At 70.6% G+C, this 18,774-nt stretch carries 23 protein-coding genes and 1 pseudogene; 3 read left to right on the top strand and 21 right to left on the bottom strand.

Features of this window, described 5'->3' with window-relative positions:
* From R0146_RS09155 to R0146_RS09140, 4 genes are all read right to left on the bottom strand, one after another.
* On the bottom strand, positions 1-1,065 hold the full coding sequence (locus tag R0146_RS09155) for a DNA adenine methylase (RefSeq protein WP_317688946.1): 1,065 nt from the start codon (positions 1,063-1,065) through the stop codon (positions 1-3).
* A gap of 13 nt (positions 1,066-1,078) precedes the next feature.
* Entirely contained in the window at positions 1,079-1,945 is an 867-nt protein-coding gene (locus R0146_RS09150; RefSeq protein ID WP_317688944.1) for a KPN_02809 family neutral zinc metallopeptidase, read from the bottom strand.
* Positions 1,946-1,957: 12 nt separating this feature from the next.
* Positions 1,958-2,755 (bottom strand): Bax inhibitor-1/YccA family protein, encoded by a 798-nt coding sequence (locus R0146_RS09145; protein WP_317688942.1) that lies wholly within the window; start codon positions 2,753-2,755, stop codon positions 1,958-1,960.
* Between the two features lie 171 nt (positions 2,756-2,926).
* Positions 2,927-3,742, bottom strand: coding sequence for a shikimate 5-dehydrogenase (locus tag R0146_RS09140; RefSeq protein ID WP_317688940.1), 816 nt, complete (start codon positions 3,740-3,742; stop codon positions 2,927-2,929).
* Between R0146_RS09140 and R0146_RS09135 the strand changes: the two genes are divergently transcribed.
* Complete coding sequence (locus tag R0146_RS09135; protein WP_317688937.1) at positions 3,741-4,562, top strand: DNA-3-methyladenine glycosylase I; 822 nt, start codon at positions 3,741-3,743, stop codon at positions 4,560-4,562. The genes R0146_RS09140 and R0146_RS09135 overlap by 2 nt on opposite strands.
* Positions 4,563-4,764: 202 nt before the next feature.
* Positions 4,765-5,031 carry a hypothetical protein gene (locus tag R0146_RS09130; protein WP_317688935.1) on the top strand — a complete coding sequence of 89 codons (267 nt, stop codon included), beginning with the start codon at positions 4,765-4,767 and terminating at the stop codon, positions 5,029-5,031.
* A gap of 131 nt (positions 5,032-5,162) precedes the next feature.
* Here the strand turns inward: R0146_RS09130 and R0146_RS09125 are convergent, their stop codons facing one another.
* From R0146_RS09125 to R0146_RS09115, 3 genes are all read right to left on the bottom strand, one after another.
* Complete coding sequence (locus R0146_RS09125) at positions 5,163-5,717, bottom strand: hypothetical protein (RefSeq protein WP_317688933.1); 555 nt, start codon at positions 5,715-5,717, stop codon at positions 5,163-5,165.
* Positions 5,718-5,721: 4 nt separating this feature from the next.
* A complete protein-coding gene (locus tag R0146_RS09120) occupies positions 5,722-6,354 on the bottom strand; it encodes a TetR/AcrR family transcriptional regulator (RefSeq protein ID WP_317688931.1) in 633 nt (210 codons plus the stop codon).
* 259 nt (positions 6,355-6,613) lie between these two features.
* Positions 6,614-7,063: a GyrI-like domain-containing protein gene (locus R0146_RS09115; RefSeq protein WP_317688929.1), complete on the bottom strand. Its 450-nt coding sequence runs from the start codon at positions 7,061-7,063 to the stop codon at positions 6,614-6,616.
* 83 nt (positions 7,064-7,146) lie between these two features.
* Between R0146_RS09115 and R0146_RS09110 the strand changes: the two genes are divergently transcribed.
* On the top strand, positions 7,147-8,163 hold the full coding sequence (locus R0146_RS09110; protein WP_317688927.1) for an alcohol dehydrogenase catalytic domain-containing protein: 1,017 nt from the start codon (positions 7,147-7,149) through the stop codon (positions 8,161-8,163).
* Between the two features lie 64 nt (positions 8,164-8,227).
* Here R0146_RS09110 and R0146_RS09105 read toward each other — a convergent pair whose 3' ends face one another.
* The 14 genes and pseudogenes from R0146_RS09105 to R0146_RS09045 form a co-directional block, all read right to left on the bottom strand.
* The gene (locus tag R0146_RS09105; RefSeq protein ID WP_317688924.1) at positions 8,228-8,992 is read right to left on the bottom strand and encodes an ABC transporter permease; all 765 of its coding nucleotides are present in this window, start codon (positions 8,990-8,992) and stop codon (positions 8,228-8,230) included.
* A complete protein-coding gene (locus R0146_RS09100; RefSeq protein ID WP_317688922.1) occupies positions 8,989-9,822 on the bottom strand; it encodes an ABC transporter ATP-binding protein in 834 nt (277 codons plus the stop codon). The genes R0146_RS09105 and R0146_RS09100 overlap by 4 nt, the downstream gene beginning before the upstream one ends.
* The gene (locus R0146_RS09095) at positions 9,819-10,199 is read right to left on the bottom strand and encodes a DUF1048 domain-containing protein (RefSeq protein WP_317688920.1); all 381 of its coding nucleotides are present in this window, start codon (positions 10,197-10,199) and stop codon (positions 9,819-9,821) included. Before R0146_RS09095 ends, R0146_RS09100 begins: the two co-directional genes overlap by 4 nt.
* 1 nt (position 10,200) lies before the next feature.
* Positions 10,201-10,530 carry a PadR family transcriptional regulator gene (locus tag R0146_RS09090; RefSeq protein WP_317688918.1) on the bottom strand — a complete coding sequence of 110 codons (330 nt, stop codon included), beginning with the start codon at positions 10,528-10,530 and terminating at the stop codon, positions 10,201-10,203.
* Between the two features lie 180 nt (positions 10,531-10,710).
* Positions 10,711-11,487 carry an ABC transporter ATP-binding protein gene (locus tag R0146_RS09085; RefSeq protein ID WP_317688915.1) on the bottom strand — a complete coding sequence of 259 codons (777 nt, stop codon included), beginning with the start codon at positions 11,485-11,487 and terminating at the stop codon, positions 10,711-10,713.
* Positions 11,484-11,576 (bottom strand): ABC transporter ATP-binding protein C-terminal domain-containing protein, encoded by a 93-nt coding sequence (locus tag R0146_RS16180; protein WP_411567193.1) that lies wholly within the window; start codon positions 11,574-11,576, stop codon positions 11,484-11,486. Before R0146_RS16180 ends, R0146_RS09085 begins: the two co-directional genes overlap by 4 nt.
* Positions 11,577-11,720: 144 nt before the next feature.
* A pseudogene (locus tag R0146_RS09080) lies at positions 11,721-12,248 on the bottom strand (ABC transporter ATP-binding protein); the annotation flags it as partial.
* The gene (locus tag R0146_RS09075; RefSeq protein WP_317688910.1) at positions 12,245-13,282 is read right to left on the bottom strand and encodes a branched-chain amino acid ABC transporter permease; all 1,038 of its coding nucleotides are present in this window, start codon (positions 13,280-13,282) and stop codon (positions 12,245-12,247) included. The pseudogene R0146_RS09080 and the gene R0146_RS09075, both read right to left, overlap by 4 nt.
* Positions 13,279-14,157: a branched-chain amino acid ABC transporter permease gene (locus R0146_RS09070; protein ID WP_317688908.1), complete on the bottom strand. Its 879-nt coding sequence runs from the start codon at positions 14,155-14,157 to the stop codon at positions 13,279-13,281. The genes R0146_RS09075 and R0146_RS09070 overlap by 4 nt, the downstream gene beginning before the upstream one ends.
* Positions 14,154-15,332: an ABC transporter substrate-binding protein gene (locus tag R0146_RS09065; protein WP_317688905.1), complete on the bottom strand. Its 1,179-nt coding sequence runs from the start codon at positions 15,330-15,332 to the stop codon at positions 14,154-14,156. Before R0146_RS09065 ends, R0146_RS09070 begins: the two co-directional genes overlap by 4 nt.
* 357 nt (positions 15,333-15,689) lie before the next feature.
* Positions 15,690-16,484, bottom strand: coding sequence for an IclR family transcriptional regulator (locus R0146_RS09060; protein WP_317688903.1), 795 nt, complete (start codon positions 16,482-16,484; stop codon positions 15,690-15,692).
* A gap of 59 nt (positions 16,485-16,543) precedes the next feature.
* Positions 16,544-17,299 (bottom strand): 3,4-dihydroxyphthalate decarboxylase, encoded by a 756-nt coding sequence (locus R0146_RS09055; protein WP_317688901.1) that lies wholly within the window; start codon positions 17,297-17,299, stop codon positions 16,544-16,546.
* On the bottom strand, positions 17,293-18,522 hold the full coding sequence (locus R0146_RS09050) for an NAD(P)/FAD-dependent oxidoreductase (protein ID WP_317688899.1): 1,230 nt from the start codon (positions 18,520-18,522) through the stop codon (positions 17,293-17,295). Before R0146_RS09050 ends, R0146_RS09055 begins: the two co-directional genes overlap by 7 nt.
* Complete coding sequence (locus tag R0146_RS09045) at positions 18,519-18,716, bottom strand: ferredoxin (RefSeq protein ID WP_317688897.1); 198 nt, start codon at positions 18,714-18,716, stop codon at positions 18,519-18,521. The genes R0146_RS09050 and R0146_RS09045 overlap by 4 nt, the downstream gene beginning before the upstream one ends.
* Between the last annotated feature and the right edge of the window lie 58 nt (positions 18,717-18,774).

Genomic DNA, 18,774 nt, shown 5'->3' with positions numbered 1-18,774 from the left:
CTAGCGCCCTGCTCTGCACCCCCCGGCGATGGCCTCGCTCGCCGCGATCCGGTCGCGGTCCCCGGCCAGCACGATGAACTCGGTGGTCGACCGGGCGCCGGGACGACCGACCTTGCGGCCCTTGTCGTCGTACACCCCGATCACCGAGCCGATGTAGCGCCGCGCGTCGTACGCCAGCACCTCGACGTGCTCGGCCCGGTCACGGCACATCCGCTCCACCTCGGCGCGGCTGACGAAGGACTCGTCGTTGATGGACACCGCGATCACGTCCGCCCGCAGGTCACCGATCACCGCGGCCAGCGCCGATGCCATCGTCCGACGACTGTTGAACGGGCTCTTGGTCGCCTCGTCGCGACAGTCGACCCGCTTGCACGCCACCCCGTACACTTCCGGCTCGTCCCAGCGGACCAGCGTCTCCCAGATGTGGTAGTTCGTGTAGTAGCGGTGTTGGTTGTACGGCGGATCGAGGTAGGCGAGGTCGACCGGTGGCAGTGCCCCGGCGACCGTCATGGCATCGCCGCGGACGGCCCGCCCGGTCCCCGGGGTGAAGGCCGGCACCTCGAGCCGGATGTCCTGGTAGGAGCGCGGTGACCACCGCTTCAGGTAGGCCATCTGGAGCCCCACCGTCGAGTCGACCGCGTCGGCCGCCTCGATCAGGCTGGTCACCAGCACCGGCCACAGCGGGGTGCCGGCCCAGTGCCGATCGATCGCGGTCCGCATCGCGTCGATCCGCCGCCCGTTGTGCGGCTGGAAGAACCGGGAGCGGTGGCAGAACGTCTCCGTCACGTAGCCGTCCACCCCCGGCAGCGCATTGAGCTCGTCGATCGCCGCCTGCACCGCCGCGACATCGACCGCGGCGGCGTCCGCCTCGACGTACGTCCGGGCGAACACCTCGGAGTAGGCCGCGGTGTCCACCGCGGTGACGTACGCCCCCTGCCGGCAGAACTCCTGCGCCACCCGGGTGGTGCCGGTGAAGAGGTCCACCGCCGTCCGCGCCCCGACGGCCTCGGCGAGCCGGCCCAGGACGGGGACGAGTGTGCGCTTGGACCCGAGGTACTTGATCACGTGGCGGGAACGGTCACAGGGTGCGCGCCGACCAGGTGTCGCAGGTGTTCGGGTCGCCGGACCGGTAGCCCTGCAGCAGCCACTTCTCCCGCTGCGCCGAGGAGCCGTGGGTCCACGACTCACGGTCGACCCGGCCGGTGGTGTTCTGCTGGATCCTGTCGTCGCCGATGGCCTGGGCGGCGGCCCGGGCCTCCCTGATGTCCTGCTCGCTGACCTGCGCGATCGGCCCCTGGGTGTCCTTGGCAGCGTTGGCGAACCACACGCCGGCGAAGCAGTCGGCCTGCAGCTCGGACCGGACGGCGGCCGAGTCGGCCCCGGTGCCGCCCCGGCTGACCTGGCCGAGGACGCCGATCTGGTTCTGCACGTGGTGGCCGTACTCGTGGGCCATCACGTACGCCTCGACCGCTCGGGTCGAGGTGGCGCCGAACTGCTGCTCGAGCGTGCTGAAGAACGACTCGTCCAGGTAGACCTTCTCGTCGCCGGGACAGTAGAACGGACCGACCTCCGAGGTCGCGGTGCCACAGCCGGTCTGCACCTGGCCGGAGAACATCACGAACTGTTCGGCCGGCGTGTAGCCCTGCACCACGCTGCCCCAGTAGCGGTCGAGCGAGTTCTGGTAGGCGACGAAGCGGCACTGCGGAGTGGTCTCGATGTCCTTGACCGTCGTGCACTTCTGCAGGGTGTTCGCTCCGGTGGAGACGCTGCTGGTCGGGTCGATCGTCTGGCTGCCGAGGATGTTCGCCGGATCGATGCCGAAGAACAGCGCGACGAGGATGAGGACCAGGCCGCCGACGCCCCCGACCGCGATCCGTCCGCCACCGCTCCCACCACCGGACGTGGACCGGGAGGGATCCAGCCGGGCGTTCTCGTTGAAGTCCATCGCGGACCGGGGTCAGCTCTGCCGGAAGTAGGAGAGCAGGCGGAGCAGCTCGGTGTAGAGCCACACCATCGAGACGGTGAGACCGAAGGCGGCCACCCAGGACTGGTCGGCCGGGGCACCGTTGCGGACGCCGTCCTCGATGGCAGCGAAGTCGACCAGCAGGTTCATCGTGGCCAGCACGATGGCGACCGCGGTGACCAGGAAGGCCAGTCCGCCGGCCTGCGGTCCGAAGCCGATGAGGCCGGTGTGCACGCCGAACAGGGACAGCACGAAGTTGACCAGGTAGACGACCGCAAGGGCTCCGGTGGCGATCAGCAGGCCGCGGGAGATCCGGTTGGCGAAGCGATTGAGGTTGAAGATCTTGTAGCTGGCCAGCACCAGACCGGCGACGACGAAGGTGGCGACCACCGCCTGCACCACGATGCCCGGGAACATCGCCTCGAGGAACCGGGAGAAGATGCCGATGAAGACACCCTCGAGGGCGGCGTACGCCACGACCATGCCGGGGCGTACGCCACGACGGCCGACCACCAGGAAGGAGACCACCAGGGCGGCGATCGCCGACCCGATCCAGGCGACACCGACCAGAGCGGCCGGGACGAGGAACCAGGACGCCGCCGCCGTCAGGACGACCGTCCCGAGGGTGAGCGCGGTCTTGGTGATCACGTCGTCCATCGTCATCCGGTCGACGGTCTGCAGGGCCGCGTACGGATCGAAGCCCTGGCCCTGGTACTGCGGAACCGAGCCCTGGTATCCGGCCCGGGGGTTGAACGAGGCCGAGCGATTGAGCACGGGGTTCTTGGTACGCATGCGCGTGATTCCTTCTTGGTCAGGCTGTTCGGGCGGTACGCGACCCATGGTACGGAGCCGGCAGCCCCTTCCGGGAGGACGTGCCGCGGACCCGGGACAAACCCGGAGGACCCCTGAGGCGGCGCCGGCCCGGCATGGCGCGCCGGGCCGGTCAGCCGTACGATCCGCTGGTCACTGCGCCCGGGAGAACTCCGAGGCCTCGGCCACCAGCTCCGGGGTGAGGGCCACCCCGGTGTAGCGCTCGAACTGCCGGGCGGCCTGCAGCGCGACCACCTCGGCCCCGGTGATCAGCTGCTTGTCCAGCGTCCGGCCGGCGCGGATCAGCGGGGTCTCCACCGGGAACGCGACCACATCGAACACCACGCTCGCGGCGGCCAGGTGGGCGTCCGAGAACGACTGGACGTCGGCCTGCGGGCCGTCCATCCCCAACGGGGTGACGTTCACCAGCACCTGGGCCCCTGGCGCCGGGTCCTCGGCGGTCCACCGGTAGCCGTACTTCGCCGCGAGGGCGGGACCGGCGGTGGCGTTGCGGGCCAGCACCGTGAGGTCGTCGAAGCCGGCACCCCGGAAGGCGGCCACGACGGCCTTGGCCATCCCGCCCGACCCGCGCACCAGGACCGGCAGGCCGGGATCGACCGCGTGGCTGCGCAGCAGGCTCGCGACCGCCTCGTAGTCGGTGTTGGAGGCCGACAGCCGGCCACCGTCGTTGACGATGGTGTTGACCGACTCGATCGCCGCCGCGGACTCCTCCATCTCGTCGACCAGCGGGATCACGGCCTCCTTGAACGGCATCGACACCGAGCAGCCGCGGATGCCCAGGGCGCGGACGCCCCGGATCGCTCCCTCGATGTCGTCGGTGGAGAAGGCCTTGTAGATGTAGTTGAGGCCCAGCAGGTCATACAGGTAGTTGTGGAACCGGGTGCCGAGGTTGGACGGCCGGCCCGACAGCGAGATGCAGAGGGTCATGTCCTTGTTGAGGATGGGCATGGGGACATTGTGGGTCACACCGTCGGCGGCGGATCGGCGGGGCACCGGGCATCCGCTGCGCGGGCACGGGCGTACGATCCACGGCGCGGGGCGTGTGGGCGTACGATCCACGGCGCGGGGCGTGTGGGCGTACGATCCACGGCGCGGGGCGTGTGGGCGTACGATCCACGGCGCGAGCGGCACGTACGATCGGGCCATGGCGACCCCCGCGACCGGCCCCGTCCCCGTCTCCCCCGACCTGGTGGTCGGCGAGGACGGCCTGGCCCGCCCGGCGTGGGCCGCCACCGACCCCTTGCTGCGGGAGTACTACGACACCGAATGGGGCGTCCCGATCCGCGACGAGCGAGGGATGTTCGAGAAGCTCAGCCTGGAGGCGTTCCAGTCCGGCCTGTCCTGGCTGACGATCCTGCGCAAGCGCCCGGCCTTCCGCACGGCGTTCGACGGTTTCGACCCGGATCGGGTCGCCGGCTACACCGAGGCGGACGTGGCGCGGCTGCTGGCCGATCCGGGGATCGTCCGCAATCGCCGCAAGATCGAGGCGACGATCGCCAACGCCCGGGCCACCGTCGCGCTCCGGGAGCGCGGTGGACTGGTGGCACTGGTGTGGTCGTTCCGGCCGGCGCAGACGCCCGCCCCGCGCACGCTGTCCGAGGCACCGACCACGTCGGCGGAGTCGGAGGGACTGGCCCGGGCACTGCGGCGGGAGGGGTTCCGCTTCGTCGGCCCGACGACGATGTACGCCCTGATGGAATCGGTCGGCGTGCTCGACACCCATCTGGTCGGCTCGCACCGACGGGGCAGCTCGGGTGTCTGGTCGTGATCGGGACTGGCACCGGCGTCAGGGATCGGGACCGGGAGCGTACGTCCCGGGATCGCCGGCCTGACCGACCCATCGCCGAGTGTGGTCCCCTGTCCCCGGGGCCGCCCGCGCCGACGTCAGCTCGGCGATTACCGTGGAGGTATGGCCGTGAGGACGAGTCTGCTCGCCCTGGAACGGTCGCGAACCGGCAGGAGGACCACGCATGACCGGGAACACCTTCGACCACGCGACGTTGCGCGCTCTGGCCGACGAGGGCAACGAGCAGGCGCTCGACCGGCTCGCGGACCTGGCCGACGCCCGTGACGACCTGACCGAGCTCTCCGAGCTGCTCGACGAGGGCAGTCTGCAGGCCGGTCGGCTGCTCACCCGCCGGGCGGTGGCTCAGCGCGATCTGATCGAGTTGCAACGCCTCGCCGACGCCGGCAGTCCCGACGCGGAGGCCGCGCTGGCCCGGCTGCTCGCCGGCTGATCGCGGCGGATACCCGCCGGATACCGCCGGACCGTCAGGCGGCGAGGGTCGTCACGAGGAGGCCCACGCCGTCACGAGGAGGCCCACGCCGTCACGAGGAGGCCCACGCCGTCACGAGGAGGCCCACGCCGTCACGAGGAGGCCCACGCCGTCACGGCGAGAGCCACGGCGAGCACGGTGTCGAGCGCGGCACAGAACTCGGCCATCGAGTGCGCGACCACCCGCTGCGTACGGAGATGGTGGACGTCCCACCCGGCATGGGCGAGCAGACCGGCCGCGACGATCAGCGCCGCCCAGGGCAGACCGGTGACCATCGCGGCGAGGGCCAACGCGGCGACCACCACCATCGCCGCCGTCTGGAGGGGCAGCCCCCAGCCCGGCCGCAGCGCTCCCCGGATGACCCCGTAGACCACCAGGGCCGCGCCGAGTCCGAGCATCGTCCAGAACGGGGAGAACCCGGGCACGGCGAAGCCGACCCCGATCAGCACGAAGGTCAGGCCGAACAGCGGCCACGCCGCCGCCCGGTGACCCAGTGCGGCGGAGCCGAGATAGACGAAAGCGGCTGCGGTGAGCACCTCGGTGGCCCGGCCGGCGGAGAGTCCGATCATCAGGGCGGCGAACACGACGCCGACCACGGTCGGCCAGCGCCGCGCCACCGCGGCGAGGCGGGTGTCAGTGTCAGCCATGGCGTCACCTCCTGTCGATCCGCGGCACCGGCCGCCCGGGTGGGGTGAAGGCGGCAACCACCGTGGCGGCGATCGTCCAGCCGGCGGCGTCGGCGTCGAGCCGGCCCGCCGCGATCTCCTCCGCCGCCCCGTGCATCACCCGGTGCAGGGTGCCGACCAGCCACGACACCGGCAGGTCGGCCCGGAACACTCCTGCCGTCCGCCCGCGTTCGATCAGCCCTTCCACCCGCGAGGCGGGGCGGCGGTGCAACTCGAGCATGCGTTCAGGCGACAGCGTCGCACTGGCGACCGTCATCAGCGCACCGATCCGTACGATCTGCGACCAGCTCTGCCGGATCAGCCGGACCAGCGCCTCCGTCGGGTCACCGTCGAGGTCCACCGCGGCCAGCACCGCATCGCCGCGCTCGATCGCCCGGGCGACGGTCGCATCGACCAGGTCGGCCCGGCCGGCGAAATGCCCGTAGAGGGTGACCCGGCCGACCCCGGCAGCCCGGGCGATCGCCGCGACGCTGGCGTCCGGATCCATGCTGAGGCAGTCCGTCGCGGCCTCGAGGATCGCCTCGATGTTGCGCCGCGCGTCAGCGCGCTTGGGGCCGTCGGCCCGTTCGGGCGCCGGCAGGGTCGGGGTCGTCGCCATCACACCTCCACGGTCTCGGACAGCATCGGACGGGACGCCACCACGATAACTCGTACACAGATGTACAACAAGAGTGACAAGAGGCCGGGCACGTGGGGCTCGGAGCAGCTCATCCTGCCCACCGGCTCAGACACATTCGACGACCTCTGCGCGTCGCCCGTGCACATGTGTCCGTCATTCAGCACCAACGCGTGGGCGAGGTGCAGAGCTGAGCGTTTGTGTGTGAGGGAGGCCGTGCAGGGAGGTTCCGGGGCGCACCTCAGGCCTGACCGGACTCCGGTGGGCCGACCGGCTGCCGGAGGATCGTACGTTGCTTCTCGGGGGCGACCTTGCGGACGTCACTGAGGTAGATCTCGTGATGTCGGCCGACCCTGGCCCATCCCTGCTCGGGGATGAACTCGTCGTGCAGCCGCGCCAACACCGCCGCCTCGTCGTCGAAGGACCCGACGTGCAGGGTCTGGACGCACAGCCCCTCGGCGAGTCGTTCCAGCCGTACGTCGCCCAGCCGATCCGGCCGGTTCTTGGCTCCGGCGGCTGCGACGGCCGCGGCGAACATCTCCTGGTCGATCCACTCCGGCACCATCATCAGCAGGGTCCAGTCCCACCGGGACTTGTCCCGCGATGCCGCGAAGGCCGCCATGTCGTCGGCCCACCACAGCCCTTCCAGCGGACCCGCGGCAGGCGCCGGACCCGCGTCAGGCAGGGCCACCGCGAGGACCCCGGAGCACCAGGGCGGCGACACGAGACGCATTTCACAGCGCATGATCGCGGCCGGCCCCCTACCGTCGAGCCATGACCTCCATGTATGCGAACGCCCTCGACACACCGGCCCCGATCGCCACCCATCCCCTGCAGTGGCGCGAGACGACCCGCCCGGATCCGGGCCCCGGCCAGCTGCTGATCGAGGTGGTGGCCTGCGGTGTGTGCCGCTCCAATCTCCACATGATCGAGGGCGACTGGGCCGACGACGGCATCCCCGCGATCCACCCGATCGTCCCCGGCCACGAGGTCACCGGCCACGTCGCCGCCCTCGGCGACGGAGTGACCGAGTTCGCGCTCGGGGACTCGGTCGGGGTCCAGCCGCTGTGGTGGACCTGCGAGGAGTGCGAATACTGCACCAGCGGGCGCGAGTACCTCTGCCACCGGCGGGTCATCACCGGTGAGCACGTCGACGGCGGCTACGGCCAGTTCATGCTCGCCACCGCGGCCCACACGTACGCCGTCCCGGCGGGCCTCGACCTGATCGACGCCGCACCGCTCTTCTGCCCCGGCATCACCGCGTACGGCGTGGTCGACAAGCTCGATGTCGGCCCGGGCGACACCGTCGCCGTCTTCGGGCTCGGCGGCGTCGGCCACATGGCCGTCCAGTTCGCCCGGCTCACCGGGGCGGACGTGATCGCCGTCGGCCGCACCCCGGAACACCTGGCCGTCGCCCTCGATCTCGGCGCCACCCGCGGGGTGGACTCCACCGATCCCGACGCGCTGGCAGCGATCGCCGGCACCGCGCAGGCCGTGCTGACCTTCGCCGATTCCGACGCCGTCACCGCACAGGCACTGCAGACCCTCGCCTGGGGCGGCACCCTGGTCACCGCCGTCCCGCTGAACCTCACCGGCTTCCCCTTCAACCAGGGCCAGACCATCAAGGCTTCCATCCTCGGCAGCCGCGACCAGATGCGTACGGTCCTCCGGCTGGCCGCCGAGGGGAAGATCCGTACGGTCACCGAGCGCTTCCCGATGAGCGAGGCCGACCGGGCCCTCGACCTGCTCTCCCGGGGCGCACTCCGCTCGCGGGCGGTCCTGCACAACTGACGCCGGTGACGGGAGCCCGTCACCGGCGCCAGGTCGGTCTGGGTCCGCCGCAGGACCAGGATCGCTAGGAGATCCTGCGGCGGTAGGTGAGGGTCGCCACGACGTACGCGACGACCAGGACGCCGACGCACCATGCGAGGGCGACCCAGATGTCGCCACCCACCGGCTGACCGGCCAGCAGGGCCCGGAGGGTGTCGACGATGGAGGTCACCGGCTGGTGCTCGGCGAAGGCGCGCACCGGGCCCGGCATGGAGCCGGTCGGTACGAAGGCCGAGCTGATGAACGGAAGGAAGACGAGCGGGTAGGAGAACGCGCTCGCACCGTCCACCGACCTGGCGGTGAGGCCGGGGATCACGGCGACCCAGGTCAGGGCGAAGGTGAAGAGGGCCAGGATCCCGGCGACCGCGAGCCAGCCCACCACCCCGGCCCCCGACCGGAAGCCCATCAGAAGGGCGACGGCGACGACCACCACCAGCGAGACCAGGTTGGCGACGAGTGAGGTCAGCACGTGCGCCCACAGCGCCGACGCGCGGGCGATCGGCATCGACTGGAACCGCTCGAAGATGCCACTCTGCAGGTCGGTGAAGAGCCGGAACGCGGTGTAGGAGATGCCCGACGCGATCGTGATCAGCAGGATGCCCGGGAGCAGGTAGTTCACGTACGAGGTGCCGGTGCCGGTGTTGATCGCGCCGCCGAAGACGTACACGAACAGCAACAGGAAGGCGATCGGCATGATCGTCGTGGTGATGATGGTGTCCAGGCTGCGGGAGATGTGACGCAGTGACCGTCCCAGCAGGACAGCCGTGTCGCCGATGGCGTGCGTGGTCATCGTCGCTCCTCAGGGGTGGGTACGGACGGGGCGGTCGCGGTCGACGCTCCGATCGCCGCGGGTCCGGCCGGATCGGCGGTGTCCTCACCGACCACGGCGAGGAAGATCTCCTCGAGGGTCGGCTGCTTCTCGACGTATTCGACCGTGGCCGGCGGGAGCAGGTGCTTGAGCTCGGCCAGGGTGCCGTCGACGATGATCCGACCGCCGTGCAGGATCGCGATCCGGTCGGCGAGCTGTTCGGCCTCGTCGAGGTATTGGGTGGTGAGCAGCACCGTGGTGCCGCGGGCGGCGAGGCCCCGGACGGCCTGCCACACCTCGAGGCGGGCCTGCGGGTCGAGACCGGTGGTCGGCTCGTCGAGGACGATCACCGGCGGATCCCCGATCAGGCTCATCGCGATGTCGAGCCGGCGGCGCATCCCGCCGGAGTAGGTCGCGACCCTGCGAGTCGCCGCCTCGGCCAACCCGAAGCGCGCGAGGAGGTCGTCGGCCACCCGCCCCGGATCGGGAAGGTGCCGCAGGCGGGCGACGAGCACGAGGTTCTCCCGGCCGGACAGGATCTCGTCGACGGCGGCGAACTGCCCGGTGAGGCTGATCGAGGCCCGTACGTCGACACCCTGGGTCGCGACGTCGAAACCGTTCACCGACGCCTCTCCGGCGTCGGCCCGGAGCAGGGTGGCGAGGATCCGGACGATCGTGGTCTTGCCCGCGCCGTTGGCGCCGAGCAGGGCGAAGATGCTGCCCCGCGCGACCTCGAAGTCGACGCCGCGAAGCACCTCCAGCTTCTTGTACGACTTCTCCAGGCCTGCCACCCGGATGGCTGTCGTGGTCATGGTTGCTCTCCTCCGTCGGTCTGTTCGAGGGCTTCGATCGCCCGGGTCAGCCGGGCGCGTTCGTTGTCGATCCACCGCTTGCCGAGGTACGCCTGGGCGAACAGGTCGGCGAACTCGACCGGATCCTCCCCGACGATGTCGCGCAACGGGGTGCCGTCGGCGGCGGCGCGTTCCCACAGCTCGACGAAGTCGCGCATCATCGTCACCACCGAATCGTCCTCGGGGATCCCGGCGGCACCGCTCATGAAGTAGCGGTGGAGTGCCTTGGCCGCCGCGGCGTACGGCGCCGGCAGCGCATCCATCCGGGTGCGGAGCTGCTTGTACTGCTTCTTCTGTTCGAGCGATCCGGTGACCAGCTCGAGCCACTTCGGTGCCATCTCAGTTGCCTCCCTTGTGGAGCTGTTCCAGTCGTTCGGAGAGGAAGCTCCAGGTCCTCCAGAACTCGTCGAGGTGGTCGCGGCCCTGATCGTTCAGGGAATAGACCTTGCGCGGCGGCCCCTTCTCCGAGGGGACCTTCTCGACATCGACCAGGCCGCGCTGTTCGACCCTGACCAACAGGGCGTAGACGGTGCCCTCCGCGATGTCGGCGAACCCCTGGTCCCGCAGCCAGGCGGTGATCTCGTAGCCGTACGCGGGGCGTACGGCCAGGATCGCGAGGACGATGCCCTCCAGGGTGCCCTTGAGCATCTCGGTCACCTGCTTGCCCATGGGTCACCTCCTTCACTACTCAGTTTCATTGACTACCACTACATAGTAGCGCTGAGTAGCAGGATGGCAACCCCTCCGGACACCGAACGGGCCCCCTCCCCCGCGCCCGATGGGCGAGGAGAGGGGGCCTGTTGTCCACGACCCGACCGGCGGACCGATGGCCGGCGGGTCGGATCGGGCTCAGCCGAGGATCGGCGTGAGGATGTCCGGCGGCAGCACCCGGCGCCGGCGTCCGGCGGCCTCCTCCTCGACCGTGCCGAGGTAGTGGCTGCTCACCTCCGGGTCGTCGAGCAGCACCCTGGCCGCATCGGTGCGCATCACGACACCGTTCTCGAGGATGACACCACGAGCGGCGACACCGAGCGCCGCGGTGGCGTTCTGCTCCGCCAGCAGGATCCCCATGCCGTCCTGGGTGAGCAGGCCGACGGCGTGCAGGATCTGGCTGACGATCTGCGGCGCCAGACCCAGCGACGGCTCGTCGAGCAGCAGGTACGCCGGCTTGCGCACCAAGGCCCGGGCGATGGCCAGCATCTGCTGCTGACCACCGGAGAGCAGGCCTGCCGGACGGTCGGCGAACTCACCGAGGATCGGGAACATCGCGATCGCGTCCACGATCCGGTGCTCCTTGTCGGCGTGTGACAGCCTGGCGCCGTGCATGCCGAGCTGCAGGTTCTGCCGTACGGTGAGGCCGGCGAAGACCTGCCGACCGGCGGGCACCAGCGAGATGCCCTGCCGGGTGGACTCCGCCGCCTCCTGGCCGGTGATCTCCCTGCCGTCCAACAGGATCTGGCCGGTGAGCGTGCGGTGCAGGCCGGCCACGCTGTGCAGCAGGGTGGTCTTGCCGGCGCCGTTGGCGCCCAGCAGGGCGACCACCTCGCCGGGGGCCAGGGTCAATCCGACGTCGCGCAGCGCGGCCAGCTGGCCGTACCTCGCGGTGAGGTCCTTCACTTCGATCATTCCGCCACCCCCAGGTAGGCCTTGAGGACCGCCGGGTCCTCGCGAATCTCGCTCGGCCGGCCCTCGGCGATGACGCGTCCGGCGTCCATCACCGTCACCCGGTCGCTGACCGAGAGGACCAGCCCCATGTTGTGTTCGATCAGCAGCATCGACACCCCGGCGTCGCGGACCGCGACCAGCACGTCCGCCAGCTCGCGCGTCTCGGTGTCGTCCAGACCGGCCGCCGGCTCGTCGAGCAGCAGCAGGGTCGGCGCCGCAGCGAGGCCGCGCGCCACTTCGACCAGCCGTTGGACGCCGGCCGGCAGGGTCTTCGCTGAGGCGTCCCGGAACCGCTGGAGGTCCATCAGGTCGATCAGTTCGTCGGCCCGCTTCGCCAGCTCGCGCTCCTCGCGCCGCGACCGCGGCAGCTGGAACGCGTCGGAGAGGAAGCGGGCCCGGGTGAACCGATAGGCGCCCAGCATGACGTTCTGCCTGACGGTCAGCGACGGCACCAGGCGCGCCGACTGGAACGTACGCATCAGCCCGAGCTCCGGCAGCTCACGCGGCGAGCGCCCGGTGATGTCCTTGCCCGCGAACGTGACGGTGCCGCTGTCGGGCTTGGTGAAGCCGGTGATCAGGTCGAGCAAGGTGGTCTTGCCGGCGCCGTTCGGGCCGATGACGGCGCGGATCGTCCCCTCGTCGACGGCCACGTCGGCGTTGCGTACGGCCGCCACGCCGCCGAAGCTACGACTCAGGTCGCGCGCCTCCAGGAGCGTGCTCATCGGTCCCCTCCTTTGTTCGTACGACCGGTGACCGGCCGGGCCAGCGCCGCGACGCCGGTGCGGATGGCGCCCCACAGACCCGCCGGGAAGTACGTCATCACCAGGATCAGGACGACGCCGGCGACCAGCGGCTCCCAGGTGGTGAAGGTCTGGCCGACCTGCGGCAGCCCCTGGATCACCAGCGCGCCGACCAGCGGGCCGACGACGCTGCGCGAGCCACCGATGGCCACCATGATCACGATGCCGAAGGCGGCGGTGACCGACACGATGTCGGGTGAGAAGAAGGCGAGGTAGTAGGCGTAGAGGCTGCCGGCCAGCGAGGCGGTCACGGCCGCGATGCCGAAGGCGGACGCCTTGTAGCGGGAGGCCTGGATGCCGAGCATGCCGGCAGCGACCGCATCGTTGCCGACCGCCGCGAGCGCCCGGCCGGTCTGCGAGGTGCGGATGTTGGTGGTGACCCAGGCGGCGATCAGGCCCAGGACGAGCAGAACGTAGAAGTTCGCCCGGTCGGAGAACACCGTCCAGCCGAAGAGGTTGAGACTCGGGATGCCGGTCATCCCCGACGGGCCACCGGTCACCCCGATCCAGGCCGAGCTGATCGAGGCGGTCGCGACGGCGAGGCCGAGGGTGGCGAGCGCGAAGTAGTAGCCGCGCAGCCGGAGGAACGCGGCGCCGAACGCCTGCGCCAGACCACCGCAGACGACGGCCAGCACGATGGCCGCGACCGCGGTGGGCCAGTGCAGCTTCAGGGTCAGCAGGCCGGCGCCGTAGCCGCCGATGGCCATGAAGAACGTCTGGCCGAGGGAGACCTGGCCGGACTGACCGACCAGCGGGGTCAGACCGATGGTGGCCAGGTAGAAGATCCCGACGGTGACCAGCAAGCTGGTCTGGGACGGGAAGATCAGCGGCAACAGGGCGATCACGATGACCGCGAGCACACCGCCTCCCCACCGTACGGACAGGGTGCCCCGGGAGGGCGGGACGTTCACACCGGCAGTGGGGGCCGGCGAGGGCGAGGTCGTGGTGGTCGTCATCGGCGGACCCTTTCCGCGGTTCCGAGGATGCCTTGCGGCCGGAGGACCAGCACGACCACGAGGATCGCGATGGCGGTGAGCTGCGCCAGGTCGGCGTTCCAGTAGCGACTGAAGACGCCCTGGAGCAGACCCAGCAGCAGACCTCCGATGACGGCACCGGAGATGCTGCCCAGGCCACCGACGACGGCGGCGATGAACCCGGCCACGGCGTACGGCGTCACGGTGGTGAACTGCAGGAAGGTGATCGGCAGGATGACGCAGCCGGCCAGGCCGGCCACCGCACCGGCGATGGCGAAGGCGAGCAGGCGCATGCGCTCGACCCGGATGCCCTGCAGGCGGGCCGCCATCGGGTTCTCCGCGGTGGCCCGCATCGCCAGGCCGAGCTCGGTCCTGGCGAGCAGGAGCAGCATCACCACGACCACCAGGACCAGCGAGCCGACGATCCAGAAGTACTGGGTGGGAAGGTGGATGCCGCCCCAGACGAGGGGCTGCGTGCCGGTGAACGCGGGCATCGTGTACGGCAGGTTGCCCCAGCCGATCAGCAGCAGACCGCCGACGGCCTGCAGCATGCCGACAGTGACCAGCAACAGACGGTCGGGGGTGGCGCGCTTGGCGGCGGGCCGGATCACGACCACGTCGAGGAGCGCCATGCCGACGGCGAAGACCACCATCACGATCGGCACCACGGCGAGCGTGGGGATGCCGAGCCGGTTGTGCAGCGAGGCGCCGGTCAGGGCGGCGAGGACGACGAAACCGCCCTGGGCGAGGGTGATGATCCGACTGATGGAGTACACCACCGACATGCCGGTGGCGATCAGGGCGTAGACACAGCCCGCCATCAGGCCACCCAGTACAACTTCGATGAAGCCGCTCATTCGCCGCCACCTCCCAGGTAGCTGAAACCGTCCTTGGTCGCCTGCACGATGCCCACGTCCTTCTGTGTCAGTCCTCGATGGTCCTTCGCGGAGAAGGAGTAGGTGCCGACGACGCCCGGGAAGCCCTGGGTGCTCTCCAGCGCCCCCTTGACCTTGGTGTGGTCGCCGCCGGCCTTGTCGATGGCGTGCGCCATCACCAGCACCGCGTCGTACGCGACACCGGGGCCGAAGTCGGGCTGCTCGCCGTACTTGGTGAGGTAGTCCGCGTGGTACTTGTCCTCCAGCTCCCGGACCGTCGGATCGGTCCAGGCCGAGTCGACCCAGAAGTCCCGGGTGGCCGGGATCAGCAACGGGTCCGGCAGGAAGGCCTTGATCCGCTTGAGGAAGGCGTACGTCAGGTTGCCGTCCGTGGTCGCCACCGGCAGGTCCAGACCGGCCTGCGCCATGCCCTGGAAGGCCACGCCGGCACCGGCACCGGTCGACCAGACCACCACGGCCTGAGGCTTCGACGCAGAGATCTGCTGCACCTGGGAGACCACCGAAACCGCGTCGGGGGTGAAGGTCGCGGCCGTGGCCAGCTCCATCCCCGGGGTCTCCTTGATCGCCTCCTTGACCGAGTCCGCGCCGTCGATCCCGGAGGCGTCCGTGGTGCTGAGCAGGGCGATCCGAGTGATCCCCTGCCCGTGCCAGTGGTCGACCAGCTCCCGGGCCAGGTCGATCGTCGCCGCACTGGAGGACCACTGGTAACCGGCCGGCTTGATGCCGGGCGAGAGGCAGTAGTCGACGATCTGACCACGGATCGCCTGGGGTGCGATGGCCTTGCACGGGCCGGAGGTGGACGAGCCGATCAGCCCGTCGACGTGCCCCAGCATCTTGCGGGCCTGGAGGACAGTCTGGGACGGGTTGCTCTGGTCATCGGCGCTGATCAGCCGCACCTTGTGGCCGTTGACGCCGCCCTCGGCGTTGAGGTGCTCGACGGCGAGCTGGGCGCCCCGCAGTTCCCCGACACCGAGCTGGCTCCCGGGGCCGGTCTGGCTCGATATCAGACCGATCGTGTAGTCATCCTGACCGTGGGCCGTCGTCGCGGCACAGCCACCGAGGGCCAATGCCAGGAGCGACCCGGTCAGCGCGACGCAGGCTGTTGTCCTGCGTCGCGGGAAGGCTCGAAAGACCACCGTAGTTTTTCCTCTCTGAAGAACTGCCCTCTGTTATAGGTGTGACATGCACCACACGTCAACAGCCTGTTCTTTCAGGGTGAACCAACAGGACAGGCCGCCATGGCCCATAGATCTCTGGTGTGCAGAAAACGGCTCAGGGCTGTGCGACGACGTCGCACAGCTCTGGCGGACGGAGGTCGAGTCGGCCCGGCGGAGGGCCGAGCGACCGAGGGCGGCCACCCCGGCGGCCCGTCAGCAGGGCGGTCGAGCCCCCGGCAGAGTCGGTCGAGGCCCCCCGGGGCGGAGGGTCAGTGGAGGAGCGTGGAAGGGATCAGTGTGCCGGTGGAAGGGATCACTGGAACACCGCGGGAGGGATCAGTTGAGTTCTGCCGCGATCTCGGTGGCTGCATCGCGGACCAGCTCGGCGAGCTCCTCCAGGCGCGCCGGCGTCATTCTGTTGATCGGGATGGACACGTTGACCGCCACCGGCTGGATGCTGTTCGGCACCGCGGCCGCGACGGAGCACACCCCGTCCTCGCTCTCCTCCGCGCTCGACGCGTACCCTCGGGCGCGCACCTGGGCGAGCTCGGCCAACAGGTCCGTCCGGGTCGCGAGCGAGTGGGAGGTGACCTGGGGCAGCTGCTCGCTCGGATAGAGCACCCGCAGCTGCACCTCGCTGAGCCCGGCCAGCATCGCCTTGCCCGTGGAGGTGCAGTGCGCCGGCAGGATCCGTCCCAGCCTCGAGCCGACCCGTACGGCACGCGGACTCTCGATCGACTCCAGGAAGCGCACCTCGGTGCCGTCCAGCGCCCCGAGATGCACCGTCTCCCCGGTGCGTTCGTTGAGCCGCTCCAGGGTCGGCCGGGCCTGCTCGCGGATGTCGAGTCGGCGCAGCAGGGCGAACGCGATCCGATCCAGCGAAGGCCCCGGTTCGTACGCCCGGGACACCGGGTCCTGGTGGACGAAGCCGCGATACTGCAGCATCGCCAACAGTCGGTGCGCCGTGGAGGAGGCGACGTCGAGGTAGTGACTGGCGTCGGTCAGCCGCAGCGACCGCCGCGTGCTCAGCAGAAGCAGCAGCCGGAGCGCGTTGTCCACCGACTCGATCGGGTACTGCGGCGCCTCCGTGTACTCGGGGGCCGACGGAAAGGCATCCGCGGATGTGGTCACGGGCTGCAGCCTAGCTGTCGCCATCACCTGCCCCCCTCCCTGCGTGAGGTCGTCGGTCGTCAGTCGGCCTGCCGGAGCGATCCCTCGGCCCGGGCCAGTTCGTGTCGCCAGGCGACTCCGGTGGTGAACCCCGCGCCGAGATCCGGCAGCTCCGCCATGTCCTCGTCGGGCAGATCGAGCAGGGTGCCGCCGGAGGCGGTGATGGTCAGCGAGAGACGGGCGATGGTGTCCACGCTCACCGCTTGCAGCACCGCCTGCTCCACGCTCGCCGCCGCACTGGTCAGTCCGTGGCCCCGGAGCAGCACCACCGGCCGCTCCCCCATCGCCGCGGTCATCTCCAGAGCGAGGCGCTGGTTGCGGACCAGGACGCCGCGCGGATAGACCGGCACCCCGCCGGCGGCGAGCCGCGTCCCGGGGATGTCGTACGCGCCGACGATCGGGCGGATCCGGATCCCGGCGAGGTCCGCGGCCACGACGGCCGGTGGATGGGCGTGGACGACCGCCTCGACGTCCGGGCGGGCCCGGAGCACCTCGGCGTGCAGCGGCAGTTCGTTCGGCACCGAGTAGCCGTCCAGTTCCCCCTCACCGAGCGCGGCCCCGTCAAGGGTCACCAGCCGGATGTCCTCGGCAGTGGTGAAGCCGAGCCCGCGCTCGCGCGGCCCGCGGCAGCGGACCAGGATCGCGTCCTCACCGACCCGCAGACTGATGTGCCCGAGGATGCCGTCGGCCAGACCCCGCGCCGCCAGCACCCGACACGCGGCCGCGATCTCCGCCCGGGCGGTGGTCAGGTCGCCGTACGCGCTCGACGTCACCACTGGGACACCTCCTTGACCTCGGTCACTCCGGGAACGGCCGCCATCACGTCGGCCAGGGACGACGGATGCTTGAGCGCCTTGCGGAACGTCACCAGCGCGCGGGGCCAGTTGACCACCACGGCCCCGACGAAGCCGCCGTCGGCGTCACCGTACCCGACGGCGAACCGGTCACCGTCGTCCTCGCCGATCGCCAGACCGCGCGCCGCACCGGTGGTCCGGCCGACGACCTGGATCTTCCAGTCGTACTGGTCGGTCCAGACGTACTCCGCCAGGTGGTATTCGCGCGGTGGGGTGTCGGGATGGGCGATGGCCGCCGCGACACAGACCGCCTGGTCGACGGCGTTGGTCCAGTGCTCGGCCCGTGCGGTGCCGGTGCCACCGGCCTCGGTCCAGCGGGCGATGTCGCCCACCGCATGGATGGCCGGGTCGTCGACGGAGCGCAGGGTCGCGTCGCAGACGATGCCGTCCTGCAGGGTGAGCCCGCTGTCCTCGAGCCATCGGGTCGCCGGCGCGGCGCCGATTCCGACGACGACGCTCCCGGCCCGGATCGAGGAGCCGTCGTCCAGGGTGACGATCCACGCGCCCCGCTCACCCTCGATCGTCGCGACCGAGCGCCCGAAGCGGCAGTCGACCCCGTGCCGCCGGTGCAGCCCGATGACGATGTCCCCGATCCCGGGCTCCATCGCACGGTTCATCGGCGTCGGGAGGGGATCGACCAGGACCACCTCGAGTCCCAGCGTGCGGGCGGTGGCGGCCACCTCGGCCCCGATGAAGCCGGCCCCGATGACGACCACCGGACCACCGGCGTCGAGATCGGCTCGCAGCTCCCGGGCGTCGTCGAGCGTACGGACGACATGGATGCCCGGCCGGACGCCCCATGGACCGCGGCGCGCCTCGGCGCCGGTGGCGATCACCAGATGGTCGTACGCGATCGGCTCGCGGCCGGCGATCTCGAGCAGGCGCTCCGTACGACGCACGCCGGTGGCCCGTGCCCCCAGCACCAGCTCGATGTCGTCGGCGGCGGCCTGTTCGGCCGTCAGCAGCGCGACGTCCTCAGGGGTCTGTGTCCCCAGCAGCAGTGCCTTGGAGAGCGGCGGCTTGTCGTACGGCAGCTGCGACTCGGCCTCGACCAGGACGATCTCGCCGGTGTAGCCCTCCGATCGCAGCGCCTGAGCGGTGCGGACGCCGCCGACCGAGCCGCCGACGATGACGGTGCGGCTCATTCGTCCTCCAGCCACAGGGCGGACACCGGGCAGGTGCGCGCCGCTTCCTCGACCCGCGCCCGGTCGGTCTCCGGGATGGTGGTCCTGAGCAGGATCACCTTGCCGTCGTCGTCGATATCGAACATGTCCTCGGCCGCGACGATGCAGTTCGCGTAGCCCTGACATGCCTCGAGGTCGGCAGCCACCTTGATCATCTGACGTACTCCTTCTGAATTCCTGATGGGGATGTCGCCGGCGCGATGCGGGATCGAT

The sequence above is a fragment of the Raineyella sp. LH-20 genome, from assembly GCF_033110965.1.
Taxonomy (GTDB): Bacteria; Actinomycetota; Actinomycetes; order Propionibacteriales; family Propionibacteriaceae; genus Raineyella.
The sequence above is the reverse complement of the archived record's forward strand: the minus strand, read 5'-3'. Positions and strand labels throughout refer to the sequence as shown.